Raw genomic sequence first — 21638 nt, 5'->3', positions numbered from 1 at the left:
TTTAGGTCAACACTTCTTCTTTTTCACGCTGCAGAGCTTTCAACAGCTCACGCTTGGACGTGCGATGCCGCTCAAAGATGCTGACAATTTTCAGAATCGCCACATTCTCCACCCAATCATTTGCAGCAATCTGGCGCGCCACCTTTTCCACACTTACCGCAGCTTCAACCATAATCACCATGTCACAGTTTCCTACCACCGGATCAACGAAATCAACCTCAATCATGTCCTCCAGATCCAAAATCGCTTTACGGAAATCCTCATGTTTCACATCATCCTTACAATTCACCATCAAGTAAGCTCTCAGACCCATCATCAAAACTCCCTTCTTAATGTGTTTTTTCTTCTAAGTTAATTTAATCACAGAAGGGGTCCGGGCACATCGGTACCTGCGCTTATCCTTTGTGCACGTTTTCACGTAATTATTTGTTAATGTTTTCACCTATGCATTGTCCGTGTTTCACCTCACCATCTAGGTGAAAATACGTACCCTAAAAAATACGTACACAAGAAAGGCGCGCTCTTTCGGTTTCCTCAGCGCGCGCTTTTCAGTACTGCTTACATTAGCAGCTTCGCTAACTGCGAAGCGTTATAATTTCCTACCAGTACAACAAAAAGCACCGTACAGAAACCTGTACGGCGCAAACAATTCCGCCTGAGCTCAGTCGCCCAGATATGCTTTTTTCACACCTTCATCCACCAAAAGTTTGTCCGCTGTATCTGACATCACAATCTTACCCGTTTCCATCACATAACCCATGTCTGCGGTGGACAGGGCCACATTGGCGTTCTGCTCCACCAACAGCACCGTGGTGCCCTGACTGTTGATTTCTTCAATAATGCTGAAGATATTCTTTACAATCAGCGGTGCCAGTCCCATGGACGGCTCATCCAACAATAACAGTTTGGGTCTGCCCATCAGAGCCCGGCCCATGGCCAGCATTTGCTGCTCACCACCGCTTAAAGTACCGGCAGCCTGCTTCTCGCGGCCCTTTAGCTGCGGAAACAAACCCATAACCCGCTCCAGATCTTTTTTTATCTCACTCTTATCTTTACGGGTAAAAGCCCCCAACTCCAAGTTCTCCATCAGCGTTAGACGGGGAAAAACCCGCCGCCCCTCCGGCACATGGCCAATGCCCATGGCCGCAATTTTATGGGGAGCTACGCCCTTGATGGATTTGCCCCGGAAGGTAATATCCCCTTCATCGGGACAAAGCAGCCCGGAAATGGTTTTCAAAGTTGTGGTTTTGCCTGCTCCGTTAGCACCAATGAGGGTGACAATCTGTCCTTCCTTCACCTGGAGGGAAATCCCTTTTAGCGCACTGATATTGCCGTAGCTGGTGGAAATATTGTCTAAGGTGAGCATCTTAGGCCCCCTCTCCCAGATAAGCTTTAATTACTTTTTCATTTTTCTGGACTTCCTGCGGTGTCCCTTCTGCAATCTTTTTGCCGTAATCAAGAACCATTACCCGCTCGGAAATGCCCATCACCAGTTTCATATCATGCTCAATGAGCAGGACGGTCTTATCAGTCTTTCTGATTTCGGTAATTAAGTTAATCAGCTCTCTGGTTTCGATGGCATTCATTCCCGCAGCAGGCTCGTCCAAAAGTAACAGCCGTGGATTAGCAGCCAGGGCCCGGGCAATTTCCAGACGCCGTTGCTCACCGTAAGCCAGGTTTTTGGACAGCTCCTTTTCCTTGGACAACAATCCCACAAAGTCCAGCAGGCTGCGGGCTCTGTCTTTGGACTCCTGCTCCTCCTTCATGTTAAGGGGCAAAATTGCCTGCCACAGTCCGGTAGATGTTTTGGAATGCATACCTATCAGCACGTTATCCAGCACCGTCATATCTTTAAACAGGCGGATATTCTGAAACGTCCTGGCAATGCCGGCGGCAGTTACCTGGTAAGGCTTCATACCGTTAATCTTCAGTTCTTTTCGGGACTTTTCCTCTCCCACCTGCTGTTGGAATGTGATTTCTCCGGCACTGGGAACATAAATGCCGGTGAGCAGGTTGAAAAAAGTGGTTTTACCCGCACCGTTGGGACCGATAAGCCCCACAATTTCCCCTTCATCTATCTGGAAGCTAACATTGTCAACGGCCCGGAGTCCGCCAAATATCATACTAAGCTTTTCCGCTTTAAGCAGTTCCATGATAACAACCCCTCTAGGATTTTGCCTTTTCCCGTTCTTGTATCTGATTCTTAACTTTAAACCCAGGCAATTTCTTGGGCATTTTCAGCTTTCCTTCGCCCAAGAGCCCCTGAGGACGAATAAGCATCATCGCCACCAGCGCGGCACCATAAATCAGCATACGGTAATCAGCCACTGCCCGCAGCATTTCCGGCGCAGCAGTCAGTACCGTAGCACCAACCACCGAGCCCACCATATTACCCATGCCGCCCAGAACCACCATCACCAGGATTTCAATGGATCTCATAAAGCCGAAATTGTTTGGGTTGATATAGCGGAAATAGTGGGCAAACAATCCGCCGGCGGTGCCGGCAAAGAAAGCGGCCACAGCAAAAGCGGTCACTTTGTAATAAGTGGTGTTAATCCCCATGGCCTCCGCAGCGGTTTCATCCTCGCGGATAGCAATCATGGCCCGGCCCACCCGGGATCTTTTCAGACGATAAAACACCAACAGAGACAGAATAACAAACAAATATACCAACCAGAGGCTTGTGTGACGGGGGATACCGGTCAATCCCAACGGCCCCCTGGTAATTTCCATGTTTATAATGATAATTCTAACAATCTCACCGAAACCTAACGTGGCTATGGCCAGATAATCACCCCGCAATTTCAGCGTGGGCAGACCAATAATAATGCCAAAAACAGAAGCAAAAAGCGCACCTGCCAAAAGTGCGGCAAAAAAGGGCACATCATAATATACGGTGAGGATACTGGCCGTATAGGCTCCAATGCTCATAAAAGCAGCATGACCCAACGACAACAAGCCGGTATAACCGATAACTATATTCAGACTAGCAACAAGAATAATATTTATTCCTACCAACGTCAGTATTTGTGTGTAATATGCACTAAGCAATGTCTGTCACCTACACTTTGTCCTGAACCTGTTTACCCAACAGTCCAGACGGCTTGAACAACAGCACAATAATAAGAATAGCAAATGCTATGGCATCGCGGTAGCGTGAATCCCCATAGGCCACACCCATTGTTTCCGCAATACCTAAAATAATTCCTCCCAGCATAGCACCGGGAATATTACCGATTCCCCCCAAAACAGCGGCAACAAAGCCTTTTAACCCAGGCAACAACCCCATCATGGGTGAAACGGAGTTAAAATAAATCCCCACCATCACACCGGCGGCAGCGCCAAGAGCAGAACCAATGGCAAAGGTAAACGAAATAACACGGTTAACATTAATACCCATCAAAGCCGCCGTTTCCTTATCCTGTGCCGTAGCCCGCATTGCTTTACCAATCTTGGTCTTGGTAATCAAAAAATGTAGCGCTACCATTAAAACCAGAGAAATCACCAGTATATAGATCTGCAGCGAAGAAATCCTGACTCCAGCCACCATAATCTGATTAACCTCAAATGGACGGGGAAATCCCTGAGACTGAGGCCCCCAGCGCAAGAGTGCCGCATTCTGTAAAAAGATAGAAGCACCGATGGCACTAATTAAAGCCGCCAAACGGGAAGATTTCCGCAAAGGCCTGTACGCAATAAACTCCACAGTCACTCCCAGAAGAGCTGCAGCAAGCATGGCTATCACCAATGCCGGAAGGAAAGGAAGACCGACGATAGTAACCATAATCATGCCCACAAAGGCGCCAAACATATAGATTTCGCCGTGGGCAAAATTGATTAGCTCAGCGATTCCGTATACCATGGTGTACCCCAGGGCAATGAGGGCATAAGTGCTACCCAGTACGATCCCATTAACAAGTTGTTGTGAAAACATAACTGCACTCCTCAAAAAATATTATCGGGTAGGGCCCGGGAGGACCCTACCCCAGTGTTTACTAGCGAATCCGGTTAAAGGAACCGTCTTCCACCTGCAGAATCAGCACTTCTTTAATAACGTCACCCTCGCCATCAAAGGATGTCACACCGGTGATGCCGGGGAAATCCTGAATTGCTGCCAAAGCATCGCGAATAGCAGCACTGTCTCCGCTACCGGCAGTTTCGATGGCCTGCAGAACGATTCTGGCAGCATCGTAGGCCTGAGCGGCGAACATATCGGGAGTTTCACCAAACTCTTCCTGGAACTTGGAAACAAAGTTTACAACCGCATCGGCGGTATCACCATCATAGAAAGCAGCGGTGAAGATAGCACCTTCTACGGCATCCCCACCCAGGTTAACCAGTACCGGAGAATAGAAACCATCGGCACCGAGAATCTGAACGTCCAAACCTTGCTCCTGTGCCTGCTGAGCAATCCTTGCCGCCTCTTCGTAGTACCCACCGATAAACAGTGCTTCCGGATTGCCCTGGGCAATTCGGGTTAACGCGGCACTGAAATCATCGTCTCCATCCGTGAAGCTTTGAATTTCCACCACTTCACCCAAGCCTTCTGCTGTGGCAACAAAGGCATCTCTCAGCGCCACACCATAATCATTGTTGGTGAACATTACAGCAAAACGGGAAACACCCAACTCATCGGAGGCATACTCGGCCAACTGAGCTGCCTGTACTTCGTCGGCCAGGGTATTGCGGAAAATGTATTCCCCTTCCTGAGGAATACCGGTTGCAGTAGATGCGGGAGAAATCATGGGAACACCGGCATCATTGGCAAATGGTGCACCGGCGAAGGTTTCACTGCTAAGTACGGCGCCGATTATTACACTTACATTATCCTGCTCAATCAGCTTGGAAGTAGCATTAGCCGCTTCGGTAGCATCACCACCTGTATCTTCCGGAATCAATCTGATTTGAGCACCATTGATACCGCCTGCCTCATTTGCTTCGTTAATAGCAATTTCCACACCGCGTCTTACACTAACGCCGTAAGATGCAGCACCTCCGGTCAGAGGACCAACAGTACCAATCTTAATCTCCTCAGCATCACCGTTGTTGCTGTTGTCCGGATCCGCATTGTTGTTACCGTTGTCGCCGCAGCCCACCACTACCAGTGCCAGTGTCAGCAGCACAGCAACAAAAAGTAAAAATTTTCTGCCTTTTAACATTCTTTTTTAAACCCCCTCTTATTTACTTTACCCCTGTCTTCACCACTTCAGCGGATTAAAGAAGACAGTGGGACATAAAAAAATATATTCCACATGAAAACAAAAACTCCTCTTAAATGAAAACCGGTCAAAAAAAAATTTTCAGCAGCCATAGTAGTAACGGACACGCTCACCCTAAATTGTATAAGACTTGTCCATTAGTAGAAAATAAACTAGTATTAACCAATTCAACCCGAGGTGAGCCTGTTGCACAGACTATTTAGCTGGAAAAAGCGTAAGCGTCAACATAAAAGCGGTAAGCATATAAGCAACCCCTCCCCGGAATTATCCCGGGACGAGGAGCCTAAACCTACCTATTACACAAAAGAAACCAATGATTTTTGCGGGACAATTATGGATGTCGCCCCCCGCGATACCCAGCAGATGTTGCGGGGCTACAAAAAGCGCTTTCATGAAGACTTGGACTATAACCTGTCATTAATTAAAGAAAGGTTGCCAAGCGACAACCTGACACTGGAACAATTTGTCATCGGCCGGCTCGGCAAAAAAAGAGTGGTAATAGCCTACCTTAACGACCTGGCCAATCCGGACATTGTGGCACAAATCAGAAGCAAGATCCGAGCAATTAAAGCAGACACCCTGCTGGACAGCAGCTATCTGGAAAGAAACATTGAAAATTCCAACCTAAGCCCATTTCCCCAGGTGGAAACCACAATTCAGCCGGATTTAACCGAGGCTGCCCTGATTCAGGGGCGTATTGCCATACTGCTTGACGGCAGTCCGGACATCCTTTTGGCTCCCACCACCTTTTTTGATTTAATGGACACACCGGAAGATGCATACAGCCGCTGGTTTATTGCCGCCAATTTCTTCCGCATTGCCAGGTATATTATGTTTTTAATGGCCGCATCTTTGCCTGCTTTCTATATTGCCCTGACCTCCCACAATCCGGAAATGCTTCCCACCCGACTGGCCATGCTCATTGCCGCCAGCGCCGAAGGCTCCCCTTTTCCCGTATACTTTGAAGCTTTTGTGATGATGGGTGTGGTGGAAGCGGTGAGATTAATCTTAATTCGGGTACCCAACCAGATTGGCTCGGCCATTGCCATTTTTGCCGGCATTGTTTTAGTAGGTGCCGGGATCTCGGCAAGAATTTTTGGAGAAATCATCGTAATGGTTGTTACTTTAACAGCCATTGTTTCTTTTGCCATTCCCAATTATGACCTGCGCTCCGCCGTCAGGATAATTCAGTTTTTCACCATGATTCTAAGCACCATGTTTGGCATGTTTGGCTTTGCCGTGGCCTTCTTCTATATCGGTATCCATCTGGTTTCCCTTAAGTCATTTGGCATCCCTTACATGGCACCTCTTGCTCCGGTGGAGGCCAGCGGTTGGGGGCACACCGTTTTACGGGACAACACCGTTGCCATGGCCCAGGATGAAACCTATCAGCCCCTCTCCAAAGCAGAGACAACTTTAGAAAAAGGTGACCATGATGAATAATAGCCAACGCAGTAAATCCGGAGATACCCTGGATCCGAGGGTACTTACGGTAGTTCTGGCCCTGGCAATCTTTGAATTTGAAATCTTTACCTTTACCCGGGGTCTGGTGGAGATTGCCGGACAGGATGCCGTAATTACAACCTTTCTGGGCGGGACGTTGTTAATACTCCTTACAGCACTTCTGGTAAAGCTGTCCCGCCGGTTTCCCGGAGAGAGTTTCTTTGCCTACAGCAAAAAAGTCTGGGGCAAGCCCATGGGCCTGGTAATAATCGCCTCCTACCTGTTCTACTTTTACACCTTTATGGTTTTGCTTTTTCAAAACTTTGCCAACGCCAACAGGCTGATTTATTTGCAGGAAACTCCTGCTCTGATTCCCTTGATTTTAATGGGTTTGGGCGCAGTGTGGCTGGTTTCATACGGCTTTTCCAGCATAGTGCGTTTCTTTCAGTTGTTTTATCCCTTCTTTGCCATAACAATCATCGTTGTGCTGCTTTTAGGCATAAGAGAGGTCCAGTTTGAAAATTTTTTCCCGATTCTCAGCAGAGGCATTATTCCTGTCCTGCACGGAGCCATCGTCTATGTAGGTTTTATTCAGGGGGTGGAAGTACTCTTATTTGTCACACCCTTTCTTAACGACAAAAATAAAATCCTCAAACCTGCATTAGGGGGCATATTTGCTGTTATCCTCTTTAGTGTATTTGCCTCTGTAAATGCCATTGGTGTGCTTGGTGCTGAAAACACTGTGGAGTTTATCTATCCGGGGATCGCCTTACTCAGTGCCATCGAACTTCCCGGCTTTGCGGTGGAAAGATTTGAACTACTTCTGACATTAACATGGCTGATTGCCATTTTTACCACCATGGCCATCTATATCTACTTACTCTCCTTTGGCATCATCGAGTTATTTGGTCTGTCCCACAGAAAACTGACCATCGGCCTTGTAACAGCCGCTATCATTGGCGCCACCTACCTGATACCAAATGTCACCTGGATGTTAGTGCTCCGAGAGTACTACAATTACTTTACTTTAATCTTTATCGCTGTTATCCCTGCCCTCACTTTCTTAATGGCTGTAATCAGAGGCAAGGAGGCAAATGAACATGCGTAAGTGCTGGCTGATACCAATATTATTAATTCTTCTCACCTCAGGCTGCTGGGATGTTCAGGACATAAGAAACAGATCATTTGTTACCGCCATCGGAATAGACGCCACTCAAGATGCAGACGGACCTAAATACAAAATCACCTTTGAAGTGGTCAAGCCCGCCGGAGTCAGACCTGATGCACAAACCCCGGCCAGCATTATTCACACCTTGGAGGCCGACAGTATAAATATGGCCATTGAGCTATTACACGCCAGAGTCGGGCGCCCCGTTACCCTGGCCCATTTAACAGTAATACTAATTGGTGAGGAAAAAGCAAAGGAAGAGGACTTCAGACACATTGCCGACTTCTTTTTTAGGCAACCGGAAGTGCAAAAACGGGTCCGGGTATTGTTTGTACACCAGGCTGAAGCCATGGAGCTGTTAAAAACAAAACCCACATACGAACCGTACCTGTCTGCTCATCTGGTAACACTGGCACAACTTGACAATAAACAATCAATAGTAAGGACCAACCCTCTAATTGAATTTCTTTTGGATTTGCGCAGAACCAACGGCAAAGGCCTGGCATCAAGAATACTGGTTGCCGAAGGAGATATCCCCATCCGCCATGGGGCCGCAATCTTTAACCGCTGGAAACTTTCCGGTTGGCTAAGTAGCAGCGAAACCCAGGCTGCCAACTGGATTGTGGGGGATATCAATGCCACTGTGGAAGGTAAAAAAGCAGACAGTGTCTACACATATCTTGTAGAACAAAAATCTGTCAGACTGGTCCCCCATATTAACGGCGATAAAATCAGTTTCACAGTAAAGCTGCATACTGACGGAACAATCCTGCAACAGCAGGGTGAGCCCTTCGATTTATCTGATCCTGCAGAAACTGCCCAACTGGAAAGCCTGTTATCACAAACAATTAAAAAGCAGGTTGAAGGAGCCATTGCCAAGGCACAGCAAGAGTTTGCCATTGATTATCTGGGATTCGGCATAGCCCTAAACAGAAGACACCCTGATATTTATCAGGATATGGATTGGGACACCATCTTCCCCTCTGTCCCCATAAATGTAGAGGTAAACTCACTGGTTACCAGAACCGGGCTTTCACCATAATAAGCTTCTGTGCCCGCAAATTACTACAATTTTAGTAAAGAAACACCTCTTCCCGGAATATAATTTAGCGGAAAGGGGTGTTGAGGCTGGCCACAAACAACTGCACTAACTTCGAAGCGCTGAAAATTATTGAAGAGAGAGTTGAAGAGTTGGAGGCAATCGTGGCGGACTTACGAAAACAGCTGTCAAAAATCTCTTACGCTCCAGGAGAACAGCAAAAAGAAATTCCCAATCCTTATATCATCACCACCTATAAAAATGCTCCGGAATAAACATGAGCCCACGGGCTCGTTTTTTTTTAGATTTAATACTTTTGTATGACAATCTGCTGCAACAGATGGTAGATTATAGGTGTACTTCCAAACAAAGGGGGGAAATAATATGAAGTCAACAGGCATAGTACGCAAAGTGGACGAGTTGGGCAGAATTGTAATTCCCATTGAACTGCGCAGGGTCTTAAACATTGACATCAAAGACTCACTGGAAATTTTCGTCGAAGGGGAAAAGATAATCCTGAGAAAGTATCAACCGGCCTGTGTTTTTTGTGAAAATGCAGAAGACGTACACCAGCACAAGGGAAGAATGGTATGCCATGAGTGCGCCAAAGAAATTTCCCACAAAGCATCATAAAACGCGTTATTTTTGCCAATAACGCGCACATAGATTCCAAAATATAAAGAGCAGCTTTGCTCTTTTTTTTTGCCCTATTACAGGGGATGCTTCTACCGGATTCCGGAAAAGTCGGGCGTAATCAGTAAATTTAACCCATGGCCCACATCCCTGTGGCACTCTAAACAGGAGCGGTTTTCCTGAATAATTTCATAATGCTTTTTATCTCCCCTAATTAACTTGGCAGCCTGGGGAAACTGCCTATAATCCCCCACATGGCAGCTAAAACAGTTTTGCTCAAAAACCCTGGCTTCTATGGGGGCAGAGTACTGCCCTGTAACATACTTATACATGTTATTAATCCCCCTGGCCTGTGACTCCAGCTTTCCCACAAATCCCCGCATTTCATGACAGAACATACAGTTTACCCCGGAATGGGGCTGCTCTTCCCAGGAAGCCACATAGGGCTCAATAATATGACAGCGGTTACAAAATCCAACGGCTCCGTACGTGGCATAATATACACCTGTAAACAGGAGATATAAACCAACGGCCACGCTAACAACAAGCAGAATAATTTTCCAACCTGTTTTCATCCAATCATCCTCTACACAGAATCTCCTTTCTATAATTTCCCGAAAGTAGCAAACCATACAAAAAAAACACACGCCTGTGTACCTCTCATTAAAAAACAAATTATTTGGCATAATAATTGTGACTTTACAAAAGGGGTGTGCGAAATGGATAGGTTTTTCAGAGGCTTTACCGCAGGAATAGTTGGTGGCGTGGCAATGAATCTCTGGTCGTTAATTGCGGTGTTTGTATTAAACCTGGAAATATTGAGATTTGTTGACTGGGCAAGCATTCTTTTATTCGGTGATTTACCTGCAAACCATGCCGAAGGGGCGGTTGCCCTGTTTATTCAGCTTTTGTGGGTTGGCTTCTTAGGCAGTATCTTCGCTTTTTTGATTCCACAGGTTACATCAAGGGGGTATCTGATAAAAGGAGCGCTGTTTGGGGTTGTATCCGGGTTTTTCATTTATGCAATTCCTATCCTTTTTCAGGTGCCTATTCTCAGGGAACATACACTGGCAACAGTCTTGTCTAATATAACGGGCGGCATCATCTGGGGGTTAACACTGGCCCAAACCCTCCATTGGCTCGACAGGAAAACAAAGGCGCCACAGAAATAGTACGCCTTACCTGTTTGGACTCATTATTTAAAATAGAAAGTTCTGTCGTCTTAATTGCGGCTATTATATTACTTAAAAACAAAGGAATATATAACACCTCTGTATTCTTCCTCCTCCATGATCATAAGCCCCCACTTACCACCTAAATCAGTAACTACTGCGTTTGTTGCCGGAGAATATGTGGTAAGTTGATTGATGCTCTCTAATTCTGAGTTATAAAGACGCAACTCCAAATTATCACCAACATCATCCTCTTGTACAAACAGCACTAATAATTCTTCTTGGTCATTCCAGGCGTAGCTAATGTAGCGACCCTCGCCCTTAAGTTCTGTTACTTCACCGGTATCAACATTAAAGATATTTGCTCCACCATTAAGAGCAATGTACTGGCCGTTAAATAAGAACTCAAGGTCTGTTATTTCAGTGGCGGCTTCTGTGTCCAACGTTTTTTCTTCAGCGTTATCATTAAAGGAGACTATTTTTATTTTTTCATCCTCAAGATAAGCCAGCCTACGTCCCCGACCATTAACGCTAATAGCATGGGGCGCTATGCTTTTTACATCCTCTCCCATGATTAACCCCGTCAGTTCAGTCGCAGGCAATATTATTTCTGCTTGCTTTTTTGCAAAACTATAACTCTTTAAGCCCTTGGGTGTGACATAATATATCCCTGTTTGCTCTTCATTCCAGACAGGCAAAATGCCCTGTGCAAATGTCTCCCCCTCCAGTATTATCTTATGAGTGACATTCAGGGGAAGCTCTAAGTCGGCCACATATATGGCCACCTTGTTATTGATTATTTCTTCTTCTGTAAGTTCTTCGCTGTAATATGAATAAATTAATTTACTGCCATCCGGTGATATCTGTGGCTCAGCACTATAATTGGGATAAACAAGATTACCCTCCTCAAGATCATCAAGGCCGGGAGCGGGAAGCCTCTGTGCAACTGAATCACGCAGTTCTGCCAAATTCTCATGATTCTGGTCCCACTCGTTTAAATCAACAATATAATAAGGGTCTGCCGGAGCTGCGGCTACCTGAAAAATTACGTAGTTTTGATTTAAATCACCTTCTATATACATTGTTACAGAAGGTAAGGTTTTGGTGATTAAGTTAAACAACTCATTATCACCAATCAACAAAGCTTCATTGCCTTCGACTCCATCTGCAGGATTTTGCTGATAATTTTCTTCACTCACCGGCTCATTTGTACAAGACACTAATCCCGTCCCAACCACAGTAAAAATTGCTATCAAGCAAAGTAACCGCAAGCGCTGTTTTATAATTACAGTATTCATCGCCTTAACCTCCATATGGCTTTTTCCTTTACCAAGCTTTTTTCTACTTCTTGCCAATAAACCCTGTTGGTAAAGCTAATAATTTTTAAATAAGAGGAATTACTGGATAAAAGTAGAATAATAGAAAAGCGAAAATTGTCTAAATGTAGCAAAGTTTGGAGTGAACATGTTGGCCTCTGACTTCTTAGAAACACTACAGCTTGGCGGAAGAAGCGAACAGCTTTTAAAAGAATTAAAAGATGAAAAGGAACGGGAGAAGTCTATCTTTTCTCTGATTCCAATTGGTATTGCCGTTGCTCCCAATCGTGGCTGCTATGAAGTAATTCATAACCCGGCATCGGCGGAAATTTTCCGTCTCACAGGCTGGCAGTCCATATCATTTACCAACCCCAAACACCCTCCCATTAGTACTTATCAAAACGGCAAACTCTTAACACCTGAAGAGATGCCCCTGCAACGGTCTGCCTGGAAAGGTGAAAAAGTAGACGATATGGAATTTATGGTGCGTTGGACAGACGGCGTTACAAAATATATTCAGTCAAGCAGCATCCCCCTGTTAAACAGCCAAAGCCAGATCATCGGAGCGTTATGTACGGTTAAAGATATTACACCACAAAAAATTACCAAGCACCAACTACAAGCCCAAAACAAAAACCTGGAGCACATTGTCAGCGAGCGGACAAAGGAGCTTCTCGACATGCAAACGCAATTTTCCCGTTTAAGTCGCCTGGATTTAATGGGAGAGTTGGCAGGCAGCCTGGGCCACGAAATAAGAAATCCTTTGACCACAATACGTGGTTACCTCCAGCTACTTCTGCAAAATAAATCCACCACAGATATTAATACAATCTTTGAAATAATGATTGAGGAACTAGACAGAGCCAACGAAATTATCACCGAATTTCTTTCCATCTCAAAAAGTAAAGCCAGTGAGTTTAAAGACTGCAACTTAAACAATATTATTAACTCCCTGTTCCCACTACTGGAAGCAAGGGGCCTAATGGAAAACATAACCATTAAAACTGAACTAAATGCCATCCCCCTTTTGAAGCTGGATGCTCAACTTATTAACCAGCTCCTTTTAAACCTGGTGCACAATGGTCTGGAGGCTATGGAGGATGGCGGTGTCTTAACAATCCGCACACACCGCACCGACGATGAAGTAGTCCTATCCGTTGCAGACCAGGGACATGGCGTCCCGCCCGAGTACACCGACAAAATTTTAAATCCTTTTTTCACAACTAAGGAAAGCGGTACCGGTCTTGGATTGCCGGTTTGTCTTACCATCGCCAGAAAACACGATGCAAAAGTAAAATGCCAAAGCGATAAAAACGGGACCACTTTTTACGTTCACTTTAAAATTTAAGCACTTAAAAAAAAAACACCGCATCCATTGCGGTGTTTACATTTTAGTATGGTGCGCCTGGCAGGAATCGAACCTGCGGCACACGGATTAGGAATCCGTTGCTCTATCCCCTGAGCTACAGGCGCATTGCTTTACAATTATAACTGAAAACCCTTGTAAAATCAAGTTGCCTGTCCGCTATTCATCCTCCAATTCCCGGACTCGGACGAAGTACTTTTTACCGTTGACACGTACGTTAAACAGCCTGCTGTTAGGTGTGAATATAGATTGCAACAGCGCTCTCGTTTCATAAAGAGCTTGCCTTGCCTGGTAAAAATCAACTTCCTGAAACCTGATGGAATCCCCCGGTTTTAGCTGGGCTACCTTCCAGAGGTCTGCTGTAATAACTGTGGCGATTTTTGGATAACCGCCGGTGGTAGGGCGGTCCGCCATCATAATAATAGGTGTGCCGTGGCCTGGAACCTGCAAAGCTCCCGGCACTACACCATCGGAAATTATATCAGCACTTTCTTTATGGGTCAGCTGCGGCCCATCAAGGCGATACCCCATGCGATCTGATTCGGGGGTAATTTTATACTCGCTGTGCAGCAAGGCATTTAAGGCATCTATGCTAAAATAATCATCCTGAGGGCCTAACATAACACGGACTGATTGTGACTTCGGATATGCAGGGATGGCTTCCGGCAGTAGATAAAGCCCCTCCCTTCCCACAGCAGTGCATGGCTCAAGAGGCAAAAAATCCCCCGCTGCCAGCTCTCTACCGTCAACGCCGCCCAGCTGCCCACGCAGATATGTGGATCTGCTCCCCAAAACTTTGGGGACAAGAATACCTCCTGCAACACACAGGTAGGCACGGCAACCGGCGCTTACAGCTCCCAGGCTTAATTGCTGGCCTGTTTTTACTACAAAACTCTGCCACAGCGGCATTTCTTTACCGTTTAGGAGCACTGGTAGCGGGGCGCCGGTAACTGCCACCATGGAATTGCAGGTAAAGCGAAGTGTGGGGCCGGCCAGAGTAATTTCCAATGCCGCTACTTCGGCGGCATTGCCCAAAAGCATGTTTCCCGTTTGAAAAGCATACCAGTCCATGGCCCCTGCGGCTGGCAGGCCGTATGCCTGCCAGCCGAAACGCCCTTCATCCTGTACAGTACTTAACAGTCCGCCGCTAAGAACTTCAGCTCCCTCCATCTGCAAAGACCTCCGCTTGTGGCTGATATTTTCCCTGGGCGCACAACTCTTCAATGCGGCGATACTCACAGGCATCTACACTGAAAAAGCGCAGATAATTGCCGGCGGAAAACAGAAAAGGTGTTTTAGACAGCGGAGCAAACAGCCGAAGCGGTGTTCTGCCTATTAACTGCCATCCTCCCGGGCTGTCCATGGGGTAAATTCCTGTCTGCTCTCCGGCAATGCCCACTGAGCCGGCGGGAATTTTTGTGCGGGGCACAGAAAGCCTTGGCGTGGCCAACTGTTTTGCCATTCCGCCCAGATAACAGAACCCCGGAGTAAAGCCCAACATATAAATGCGGTAGCGTTTGGCAGTATGTATTTTGATAACTTCTTCTTCTGAAAGGCCCGCATGTTCAGCCACAAAAGCCAGGTCCGGGCCAACGTCTCCGCCATAGAGAACCGGCACATGAAACAGAACCGGCGGTGGCAGAGGGACGGAGTCCATTTCCATCTCCACACGCAGCAGCTCTTCAGCTAACCTTTCCGGCACCTGCTGCAGGGGGTCGAAATAAACCAATAGAGAGCGATATGTAGGTACAGTTTCAACCACTCCGGGAAGCTTAAGGTTTTGCAGTGCATAGTACATATTTCGCACTTTCTGGTTTGTCTGTTCATCTATGGTTTCACCGAATTCCACAGCTAATGCTGAATCTCCGGCCGGCCGGAACTTAATAGCAGCCATGGCTACCTCCTTATAAAAAATTCCATAAAGGAGAGATGGTAACGCCTGCACTTTGCAGGGAGTTTTTTATTTTTCGGGAGAAACTTAATGCCTGCGGAGAATCACCGTGCAGGCAGATGGTATCTGCTTTAACAGTAATGGTTGTCCCGTCGGCCGCTGCTAATTTTTCTTCAAAAACAGCCTGCAGGCAACGCTCTGCCGCCTGGTCTTCATCACTGATTAACGCTTCGGGATGTGAGCGAGGCAGCAGTGAGCCGTCATTTGCATAGTTACGGTCGGCAAAAAACTCTCCGGCAACCCGCAGGCCGTATTTTTTTCCGGCCTGATAAAGTTGGGAATTATACAGAGCCACCAGAATCAGGTCTTGGTCCATGGCCGCAACTGTTTGAGCAGTAACTTCCGCCAGTTCCTGCTCACAACAAGCTAAATTGTACAGAGCTCCATGGAGTTTAACGTGCTGCAGCGGATATCCGTGCAGGTGAGTAAACATTTTTAAGGCACCTATCTGATACACCAGAAAAGCCCTTATCTCATCTTTGCTCATTACCATGGGCCGCCGGCCAAATCCCTGCAAATCTGGAAAAGAAGGGTGAGCACCGATTGCTACCCCCTTTTTACCTGCCAGGGCTACGGTTGTATCCATAACCACCGGGTCACCGGCATGCAGTCCGCAGGCAATATTGGCAGAGGTGATATAATCAAGAATCTCTGCGTCGTCACCTAATTTATACCTACCGTAACTTTCCCCCATATCGCAATTCAGATCCACCTTGGTCACAACGTTACCTCCAATACACCACCATTTGACTAATACGCTTTTCTTTATTTATTTTCCAAATCCTGCTGAATTTAAAACCATTTATATTATAAACCTGTCTGAACCTGTCCTGTCATCCGTACAAATTATGACTGTTTTTTGGACACAGGCTATGTTATGATGATAACAAGTAACTTCGGAAAGGGTGTTCGCTTTGCCTGTAGTCCGAACAGAATCCAATCTTTGCAAAAGGTGCTATGCCTGTGTGCGCAACTGCCCGGTAAAGGCCATCAAGGTGGAAGACGGCCAGGCCAGTGTCACCGAGGCCTCCTGCATAACATGCGGGGCATGTAAAAATGTTTGCTCACAGCAAGCCAAACAAATTCGCCGTGACGTGGACAACGTCAGGCAGCTGCTGGAAAAAGACAGTACCGTGGTGGCCCTGATGGCACCTGCTTTTGCCGCCGCCTTTGACTATACGCCATATCAGGTTTTAGGCGCCATGAAAGAGGCCGGCTTTTCCCAGGTCTGTGAAGTGGCATATGGTGCTGAACTGGTGGCCCGGGAATATAATCGCATGTTTGCCGACAAGCGCCTGGCCGAACCACTGCTCACCTCACCCTGTCCTGCTGTTATTAACCTGATTGAAAAACACTACCCCCGCCTGGTGTCACAACTGATTCCGGTGGTTTCCCCCATGATTGCCGCGGCCCGGCTGGCCCGGAAAATATATGGGGAACGTATCAACACCGTATTCATCGGCCCCTGTGTGGCAAAGAAAAGTGAAATAAACCATCCATCCGTCTCCGGCGACGTTGATTATGCACTGACTTTCTCCGAACTGAAAGAATTGCTAAGTGATCGCAACTGCACCCCCGGCATAGCCGCACCTGCCGAATTTGACGGTTGGGGCGCAACCCTGGGAGGGGCTTTTCCCCTGGCAGGGGGCTTGCTTAAGGCGGCCGGTCTGGAAAACGACATTCTGGCAGAACAGTTTGTTGTGGTGGAAGGCCGGCAGGAAGTGATGGAAACACTGCATGCCATTGAAACAAAACAGTTTTCTCCGGCTCTGATAGACATCCTTTATTGCAGGGGCTGCATCGATGGCCCCGACCTGCACAATTCCCAGTCTTTAAACCAGCGCAAAAAAAAGGTTATTGATTTTATCCGGCAGAGGCGCCCGGCCGTTAAAGAACCTCCCGAGGCCGGTAAGATTAAATTATCCAGAAAGTTCATCGCTTTGGCACAAAAAGCCCTGCAGCCCAGCGAGCATGAAATCCGGGATATTTTAAAAGCCACCGGCAAATTCAATGTCTCCGATGAATTAAACTGCGGCGCCTGCGGGTACGACACCTGCCGGGACAAAGCAAAAGCTGTTTATCATGGACTGGCGGAAGCCAACATGTGCCTGCCGTTTTTACTGCATAAATCCGAACAGGAAATCGCTCATTACCGTCAGGAAATCCAGCTGATGGAAACCTTTCAGGGCATATCACAGCAAATTATCGGCGATTCCAAAAAAGTTAAAACGGCCAAGAATTTTGTCCTCAAAGCAGCACAAAGCGCATCAACGGTTTTATTACTGGGTGAAAGCGGCACCGGTAAAGGATTGTTTGCCCGGGCCATCCACTTTAGCGGCAACCGTAAGGACGGACCCTTTATTAAAGTAAACTGCAGCGCCATTCCGGAAACCCTGTTGGAGTCGGAGCTTTTTGGCTACGAAGAAGGCTCTTTTACCGGGGCCCAAAAAGGCGGCAAAATAGGTAAGTTTGAACTGGCTAACGGCGGAACCATTTTCCTTGATGAAATCGGGGATATGCCCTTTAATATGCAGGCAAAAATGCTGCGCGTCCTGCAGGAAAGGGAGATTGAAAGGATTGGCGGTCACCACAGCATCCCCATTGATGTGCGGGTTATTGCCGCCACCAACAGGGATTTGCGAGAAGAAATCAAAGCCAACCGTTTCCGCGAAGACCTGTATTACCGCCTGGATGTTCTCAGCATCTCCATACCCCCGCTGCGAGAGATGGCCTCCGACATTCCGGTATTGACACAGAGCCTGATTGAACGGATCTGCAAAAAACATCATGTCCCTCCCAAAAAGGTAAGCGAAGAAGTAATGGGAGTGTTTTGTCGCTACCCCTGGCCCGGCAACGTCCGTGAGCTGGAAAACATGCTGGAGCGGCTGCTGAATCTGGTGGAGGAAGACATCATAAACATTGACCACCTGCCGGCCCACCTTTGGCAGCACATCCAAAGCTCCCGCTACCTAGCCTCCGGACACAGCCTGGACAACATGACCTCGGAAGTGGAGCGGGATGCAATTATTAATGCGCTAAAAGCAACTAAAAACAATCGTTCCAAAGCAGCTAAACTGCTGGGACTCCACCGCTCCACCTTTTATGAAAAACTCAAACGCTATGACCTGCTTTAAACAGCTTCTGAAAATAACGTCCTGATTTTGGACGTTATTTTTATTAAAAAGCAACGCCCGGGCAGTAGGTATTAGTGAAAATATTAACTTGTGTCTGGCTAACCAAACACTGTCCGATTTCATATACAACCTCCCCTTTGTCAATAGATACAGCACTAAAATTTTGTGAAAATTTTAACTGTACAATTTTGGGACACTTTTGTACAAAAGTGTCCCGTTCTGTTCTTCAAGACAAAAGCCCTAATTTTACTGAATTTTTAAGCTGTACTATAGCTTGGCATCATTTTTGCTCATTAAAGGCGTGAACGGCGACTGTCCGATTGTCTCAAAACATGACACCCAGTGTCCTGTTACTTTACAGTTAGCAGAGGCCGACAGTGAACCCGTTCATCTGCCCGGCCTAAAATAATATTCAAAAGGGGGATGTTTATGGCTTTGGAGGCTGCACACGAAAAATGCACGGATTTTATAGCAAACGGCACTCATCACAAAATGGAGGCCCTGATGCAGAAGTATCAGGGGAAACCGGAAATGCTGATTACCGTGCTGCAACAGGCACAAGACATTTATGGTTTTCTTCCGGAAAGCGTATTGCTGCGCATCGCTGAAGCACTGGATCTTTCCATGGCAAAAATCTATGGCGTTGTAACTTTTTATTCCCAGTTCCACCTTAAACCTCGTGGACGCAACGTAATCCGAGTTTGCCAGGGAACTGCCTGCCACGTACGGGGTGTTGGCAGAATTATGGATAAAATCAAGGAGGAGTTGGGCATCGCCGAAGGGGAAACATCGGAAGACTTGCGCTTTACCCTGGAATCGGTGGCCTGCATTGGCGCCTGTGGACTTGCACCGGTGATTATGATCAACAATGATACCCACGGACGTCTCACTGCGGACCGCGTCAAGTTAATCCTTCCCCTGTATGAATAAGCCAACCTTTTGGAGGTGAACCCATGAAAAAACTAACCAATAAAGATGAATTGCAGGCCTTGCGCCAGCAGGCACAGCAAGAAATTGCCGAGCGCAATCAAAATAAAAACCGGATTATTGTGGGCATGGGTACCTGCGGGATTGCTGCCGGTGCCCAGGACGTAGTCAATGAAATATTAAAAGAGCTGCAAAGGCGCCACATCACCAATGTGGAAGTGGTCAGAACGGGCTGCATCGGTATGTGCGAGCGAGAAGTACTGATTGATGTGGTTCGCGCCGGTGAAGACCGCGTCACATATGGCCAGGTAGTCCCCCGCGATATCCCGCGGATTATCGGCGAACATATCGTCAATGGCCGCATCGTTGAAGACATGGTTGTAGGTCGGCTTACCGCCGTCTAGAGTGTAGCATGTAAAGTTGATAAAGAAAGGGGACTGAACCTATCGTGACCTTTTATCGTGGACACTTGCTGGTATGCGGGGGAGAAGGCTGTACCTCCTCCGGTTGCAATGAAGTACATGGGGCGTTTCGCGAAGCGATGCGCAAAAAGAAGATAGAAGATGAGATTAAAATTGTTCAGACCGGTTGCCATGGCTATTGTGAAAAGGGCCCGCTGGTGGTGGTTTATCCGGAAGGCGTAATGTACAACCGGGTGGGCGTAAAAGATGCCTCCGAAATTGTAAACGAACATCTGGTGAAAGGAAAGCCCGTAACCCGCCTCTTCCTCACCGATCCCATTTCCGTTGACCAGGTACCCAAATACGAGGAACTGGATTTGTTCAGAAAACAGCATCGCATTGCCCTGCGCAACTGCGGCATGATGGACCCTGACAGCGTCAATGAATACATTGCCAGAGGCGGCTACTCCGGCCTGGCCAAGATGCTGGATACCATGCAACCGGCAGAGGTAGTTAATGAGATTAAAGAGTCAGGGTTGCGCGGACGGGGCGGCGGTGGTTTTCCCACCGCCACCAAGTGGGAGTTTTGCTCCAAAGCTAAAAGCAATAAAAAGTACATCATCTGTAATGCCGACGAGGGTGACCCCGGTGCTTTTATGGATAGAAGCCTTTTGGAAGGCGACCCGCATAGTGTGCTGGAAGGAATGATTATTGCCGGTTATGCCATTGGCGCCGATGAAGGGTACCTTTATATCCGCGCTGAATACCCGCTGGCCATTAAGCGGATCCGAAACGCCATTAACCAGGCCAAGGAATTAGGCCTCTTAGGCGAAAACATTCTCGGCTCCGGCTTTAACATGGAGCTGAAAATTAAGGAAGGTGCCGGCGCCTTTGTTTGCGGGGAAGAAACGGCCCTCATTGCCTCCATCGAAGGAGAGCGCGGCGTACCCCGTTCCCGTCCCCCCTTCCCTGCAATAAAAGGCCTGTTTGGCAAACCCACCATCATTAACAACGTGGAAACTCTGGCCAACATCCCTTACATCATTGACCAGGGCGCCCAAACTTTTGCTTCGGTGGGTACGGATAAGAGTAAAGGCACCAAAGTATTTGCTCTCACCGGCAAAGTTAAAAACAGCGGTCTGGTGGAAGTACCCATGGGCATTTCTGTACGGGAAATTGTCTATGAAATCGGTGGCGGTACTTTTGAAGGCAAAAAATTTAAAGCGGTACAAACCGGCGGACCCTCCGGAGGCTGTCTGCCAGAGAGCAAACTGGATCTGCCCATTGACTACGACTCCCTGGCCAGTGCCGGCACCATAATGGGTTCCGGCGGCCTGGTGGTGATGGACGAAGACTCCTGTATGATCGATGTGGCCAAATACTTCCTCACTTTTACCCGTAAGGAATCCTGCGGCAAATGCACACCCTGTCGTGAAGGCACCATGCGCCTTTTGGAGATGCTGGAGAAAATCACCGCCGGCGAAGGGGAAATGGCAGACCTGGACAGACTGGAACGGCTGGCCAAAACCATTAAAACCAGTGCCCTCTGCGGCCTGGGCCAGACGGCACCAAACCCGATACTCAGCACCTTACAATATTTCCGCAAAGAATACGAAACCCATATTAAGGATAAGAAATGTCCCGCCGGTGTATGTCAGGCCCTCTTCTTCTACCGCATCGACGACCATATCTGTGTGGGCTGCGGCGTATGTATCAAAGCATGCCCCACCGATGCCATTGAAGGAGAGCGCAAGCAGGCACATCATTTGGATATGGAAAAATGTATTAAGTGCGGCGGTTGTGTAGACGCCTGCCCGTTCCATGCCGTAATTAAGGAATAAACCCTTACCTGAAGGAGAGTGATGAACA

At 47.4% G+C, this 21638-nt stretch carries 22 protein-coding genes and 1 tRNA gene; 11 read left to right on the top strand and 12 right to left on the bottom strand.

The window, feature by feature from the left end:
• Position 1: 1 nt before the first annotated feature.
• The 6 genes from DEALDRAFT_RS08825 to DEALDRAFT_RS08800 form a co-directional block, all read right to left on the bottom strand.
• On the bottom strand, positions 2-316 hold the full coding sequence (locus DEALDRAFT_RS08825; RefSeq protein ID WP_008516732.1) for a hypothetical protein: 315 nt from the start codon (positions 314-316) through the stop codon (positions 2-4).
• Positions 317-661: 345 nt separating this feature from the next.
• Positions 662-1366 carry an ABC transporter ATP-binding protein gene (locus tag DEALDRAFT_RS08820; RefSeq protein ID WP_008516730.1) on the bottom strand — a complete coding sequence of 235 codons (705 nt, stop codon included), beginning with the start codon at positions 1364-1366 and terminating at the stop codon, positions 662-664.
• Between the two features lies 1 nt (position 1367).
• A complete protein-coding gene (locus DEALDRAFT_RS08815) occupies positions 1368-2153 on the bottom strand; it encodes an ABC transporter ATP-binding protein (RefSeq protein WP_008516728.1) in 786 nt (261 codons plus the stop codon).
• A gap of 13 nt (positions 2154-2166) precedes the next feature.
• Positions 2167-3051, bottom strand: coding sequence for a branched-chain amino acid ABC transporter permease (locus DEALDRAFT_RS08810; protein WP_008516727.1), 885 nt, complete (start codon positions 3049-3051; stop codon positions 2167-2169).
• A gap of 10 nt (positions 3052-3061) precedes the next feature.
• Positions 3062-3934: a branched-chain amino acid ABC transporter permease gene (locus DEALDRAFT_RS08805; protein ID WP_008516726.1), complete on the bottom strand. Its 873-nt coding sequence runs from the start codon at positions 3932-3934 to the stop codon at positions 3062-3064.
• A gap of 61 nt (positions 3935-3995) precedes the next feature.
• A complete protein-coding gene (locus tag DEALDRAFT_RS08800) occupies positions 3996-5159 on the bottom strand; it encodes an ABC transporter substrate-binding protein (RefSeq protein WP_008516725.1) in 1164 nt (387 codons plus the stop codon).
• A 393-nt stretch (positions 5160-5552) separates the two neighbouring features.
• Here DEALDRAFT_RS08800 and DEALDRAFT_RS08795 point away from each other — a divergent pair, with 393 nt between their 5' ends.
• The 5 genes from DEALDRAFT_RS08795 to DEALDRAFT_RS08775 all read left to right on the top strand — a co-directional run bounded on the left by DEALDRAFT_RS08795 (position 5553) and on the right by DEALDRAFT_RS08775 (position 9502).
• A complete protein-coding gene (locus DEALDRAFT_RS08795) occupies positions 5553-6662 on the top strand; it encodes a spore germination protein (protein ID WP_143753426.1) in 1110 nt (369 codons plus the stop codon).
• The gene (locus tag DEALDRAFT_RS08790; RefSeq protein ID WP_143753425.1) at positions 6652-7770 is read left to right on the top strand and encodes a GerAB/ArcD/ProY family transporter; all 1119 of its coding nucleotides are present in this window, start codon (positions 6652-6654) and stop codon (positions 7768-7770) included. The genes DEALDRAFT_RS08795 and DEALDRAFT_RS08790 overlap by 11 nt, the downstream gene beginning before the upstream one ends.
• Positions 7763-8872: a Ger(x)C family spore germination protein gene (locus DEALDRAFT_RS08785; RefSeq protein ID WP_008516722.1), complete on the top strand. Its 1110-nt coding sequence runs from the start codon at positions 7763-7765 to the stop codon at positions 8870-8872. Before DEALDRAFT_RS08790 ends, DEALDRAFT_RS08785 begins: the two co-directional genes overlap by 8 nt.
• Before the next feature lie 80 nt (positions 8873-8952).
• On the top strand, positions 8953-9144 hold the full coding sequence (locus DEALDRAFT_RS08780; RefSeq protein WP_008516721.1) for a hypothetical protein: 192 nt from the start codon (positions 8953-8955) through the stop codon (positions 9142-9144).
• 109 nt (positions 9145-9253) lie between these two features.
• Complete coding sequence (locus tag DEALDRAFT_RS08775; RefSeq protein ID WP_008516718.1) at positions 9254-9502, top strand: AbrB/MazE/SpoVT family DNA-binding domain-containing protein; 249 nt, start codon at positions 9254-9256, stop codon at positions 9500-9502.
• Between the two features lie 92 nt (positions 9503-9594).
• Here DEALDRAFT_RS08775 and DEALDRAFT_RS08770 read toward each other — a convergent pair whose 3' ends face one another.
• Positions 9595-10077, bottom strand: coding sequence for a cytochrome c3 family protein (locus tag DEALDRAFT_RS08770; RefSeq protein WP_008516717.1), 483 nt, complete (start codon positions 10075-10077; stop codon positions 9595-9597).
• Between the two features lie 144 nt (positions 10078-10221).
• Between DEALDRAFT_RS08770 and DEALDRAFT_RS08765 the strand changes: the two genes are divergently transcribed.
• Positions 10222-10674: a hypothetical protein gene (locus tag DEALDRAFT_RS08765; protein WP_008516716.1), complete on the top strand. Its 453-nt coding sequence runs from the start codon at positions 10222-10224 to the stop codon at positions 10672-10674.
• A gap of 68 nt (positions 10675-10742) precedes the next feature.
• On the opposite strand, the gene DEALDRAFT_RS08760 is transcribed toward DEALDRAFT_RS08765, so the two are convergent.
• On the bottom strand, positions 10743-11972 hold the full coding sequence (locus DEALDRAFT_RS08760) for a hypothetical protein (RefSeq protein WP_008516715.1): 1230 nt from the start codon (positions 11970-11972) through the stop codon (positions 10743-10745).
• Between the two features lie 166 nt (positions 11973-12138).
• On the opposite strand from DEALDRAFT_RS08760, the gene DEALDRAFT_RS16025 reads away from it, so the two are divergent.
• Positions 12139-13338, top strand: coding sequence for a two-component system sensor histidine kinase NtrB (locus DEALDRAFT_RS16025; protein WP_008516714.1), 1200 nt, complete (start codon positions 12139-12141; stop codon positions 13336-13338).
• A gap of 49 nt (positions 13339-13387) precedes the next feature.
• On the opposite strand, the gene DEALDRAFT_RS08750 is transcribed toward DEALDRAFT_RS16025, so the two are convergent.
• The 4 genes from DEALDRAFT_RS08750 to DEALDRAFT_RS08735 form a co-directional block, all read right to left on the bottom strand.
• A tRNA-Arg gene (locus tag DEALDRAFT_RS08750) sits at positions 13388-13463 on the bottom strand.
• A gap of 52 nt (positions 13464-13515) precedes the next feature.
• Positions 13516-14526 (bottom strand): 5-oxoprolinase subunit C family protein, encoded by a 1011-nt coding sequence (locus DEALDRAFT_RS08745; RefSeq protein ID WP_008516713.1) that lies wholly within the window; start codon positions 14524-14526, stop codon positions 13516-13518.
• Positions 14513-15250, bottom strand: coding sequence for a 5-oxoprolinase subunit PxpB (gene pxpB, locus DEALDRAFT_RS08740; RefSeq protein ID WP_008516712.1), 738 nt, complete (start codon positions 15248-15250; stop codon positions 14513-14515). The genes DEALDRAFT_RS08745 and pxpB overlap by 14 nt, the downstream gene beginning before the upstream one ends.
• A gap of 10 nt (positions 15251-15260) precedes the next feature.
• A complete protein-coding gene (locus DEALDRAFT_RS08735; RefSeq protein WP_008516711.1) occupies positions 15261-16028 on the bottom strand; it encodes a LamB/YcsF family protein in 768 nt (255 codons plus the stop codon).
• 193 nt (positions 16029-16221) lie between these two features.
• Here DEALDRAFT_RS08735 and DEALDRAFT_RS08730 point away from each other — a divergent pair, with 193 nt between their 5' ends.
• The 4 genes from DEALDRAFT_RS08730 (at position 16222) to nuoF (ending at position 21610) form a co-directional block, all read left to right on the top strand.
• Positions 16222-18441: a sigma 54-interacting transcriptional regulator gene (locus DEALDRAFT_RS08730; RefSeq protein ID WP_008516709.1), complete on the top strand. Its 2220-nt coding sequence runs from the start codon at positions 16222-16224 to the stop codon at positions 18439-18441.
• Between the two features lie 429 nt (positions 18442-18870).
• The gene (gene nuoE, locus DEALDRAFT_RS08725) at positions 18871-19371 is read left to right on the top strand and encodes an NADH-quinone oxidoreductase subunit NuoE (protein WP_008516705.1); all 501 of its coding nucleotides are present in this window, start codon (positions 18871-18873) and stop codon (positions 19369-19371) included.
• Between the two features lie 23 nt (positions 19372-19394).
• Positions 19395-19772, top strand: a complete 378-nt coding sequence (locus DEALDRAFT_RS08720; protein WP_008516704.1) for a (2Fe-2S) ferredoxin domain-containing protein — start codon at positions 19395-19397, stop codon at positions 19770-19772.
• 44 nt (positions 19773-19816) lie between these two features.
• Entirely contained in the window at positions 19817-21610 is a 1794-nt protein-coding gene (nuoF, locus tag DEALDRAFT_RS08715; protein WP_008516703.1) for an NADH-quinone oxidoreductase subunit NuoF, read from the top strand.
• The last annotated feature ends 28 nt before the right edge of the window (positions 21611-21638 follow it).

This window comes from Dethiobacter alkaliphilus AHT 1 (assembly GCF_000174415.1).
Classification (GTDB): Bacteria; Bacillota; Dethiobacteria; order Dethiobacterales; family Dethiobacteraceae; genus Dethiobacter; species Dethiobacter alkaliphilus.
The sequence above is the reverse complement of the archived record's forward strand: the minus strand, read 5'-3'. Positions and strand labels throughout refer to the sequence as shown.

Coding starts and splice junctions, on each gene's coding strand:
- DEALDRAFT_RS08745 (WP_008516713.1), bottom strand. CDS start 14,526: ATGGAGGGAGCTGAAGTTCTTAGCGGCGGACTGTTAAGTACTGTACAG.
- DEALDRAFT_RS08765 (WP_008516716.1), top strand. CDS start 10,222: ATGGATAGGTTTTTCAGAGGCTTTACCGCAGGAATAGTTGGTGGCGTG.
- DEALDRAFT_RS08760 (WP_008516715.1), bottom strand. CDS start 11,972: ATGAATACTGTAATTATAAAACAGCGCTTGCGGTTACTTTGCTTGATA.
- DEALDRAFT_RS08795 (WP_143753426.1), top strand. CDS start 5,553: ATGGATGTCGCCCCCCGCGATACCCAGCAGATGTTGCGGGGCTACAAA.
- DEALDRAFT_RS08820 (WP_008516730.1), bottom strand. CDS start 1,366: ATGCTCACCTTAGACAATATTTCCACCAGCTACGGCAATATCAGTGCG.
- DEALDRAFT_RS08805 (WP_008516726.1), bottom strand. CDS start 3,934: ATGTTTTCACAACAACTTGTTAATGGGATCGTACTGGGTAGCACTTAT.
- DEALDRAFT_RS08815 (WP_008516728.1), bottom strand. CDS start 2,153: ATGGAACTGCTTAAAGCGGAAAAGCTTAGTATGATATTTGGCGGACTC.
- DEALDRAFT_RS08790 (WP_143753425.1), top strand. CDS start 6,652: ATGATGAATAATAGCCAACGCAGTAAATCCGGAGATACCCTGGATCCG.
- DEALDRAFT_RS08770 (WP_008516717.1), bottom strand. CDS start 10,077: ATGAAAACAGGTTGGAAAATTATTCTGCTTGTTGTTAGCGTGGCCGTT.
- DEALDRAFT_RS08825 (WP_008516732.1), bottom strand. CDS start 316: ATGATGGGTCTGAGAGCTTACTTGATGGTGAATTGTAAGGATGATGTG.
- nuoE (WP_008516705.1), top strand. CDS start 18,871: ATGGCTTTGGAGGCTGCACACGAAAAATGCACGGATTTTATAGCAAAC.
- DEALDRAFT_RS08775 (WP_008516718.1), top strand. CDS start 9,254: ATGAAGTCAACAGGCATAGTACGCAAAGTGGACGAGTTGGGCAGAATT.
- DEALDRAFT_RS08785 (WP_008516722.1), top strand. CDS start 7,763: ATGCGTAAGTGCTGGCTGATACCAATATTATTAATTCTTCTCACCTCA.
- pxpB (WP_008516712.1), bottom strand. CDS start 15,250: ATGGCTGCTATTAAGTTCCGGCCGGCCGGAGATTCAGCATTAGCTGTG.
- DEALDRAFT_RS08800 (WP_008516725.1), bottom strand. CDS start 5,159: ATGTTAAAAGGCAGAAAATTTTTACTTTTTGTTGCTGTGCTGCTGACA.
- DEALDRAFT_RS08720 (WP_008516704.1), top strand. CDS start 19,395: ATGAAAAAACTAACCAATAAAGATGAATTGCAGGCCTTGCGCCAGCAG.
- DEALDRAFT_RS16025 (WP_008516714.1), top strand. CDS start 12,139: ATGTTGGCCTCTGACTTCTTAGAAACACTACAGCTTGGCGGAAGAAGC.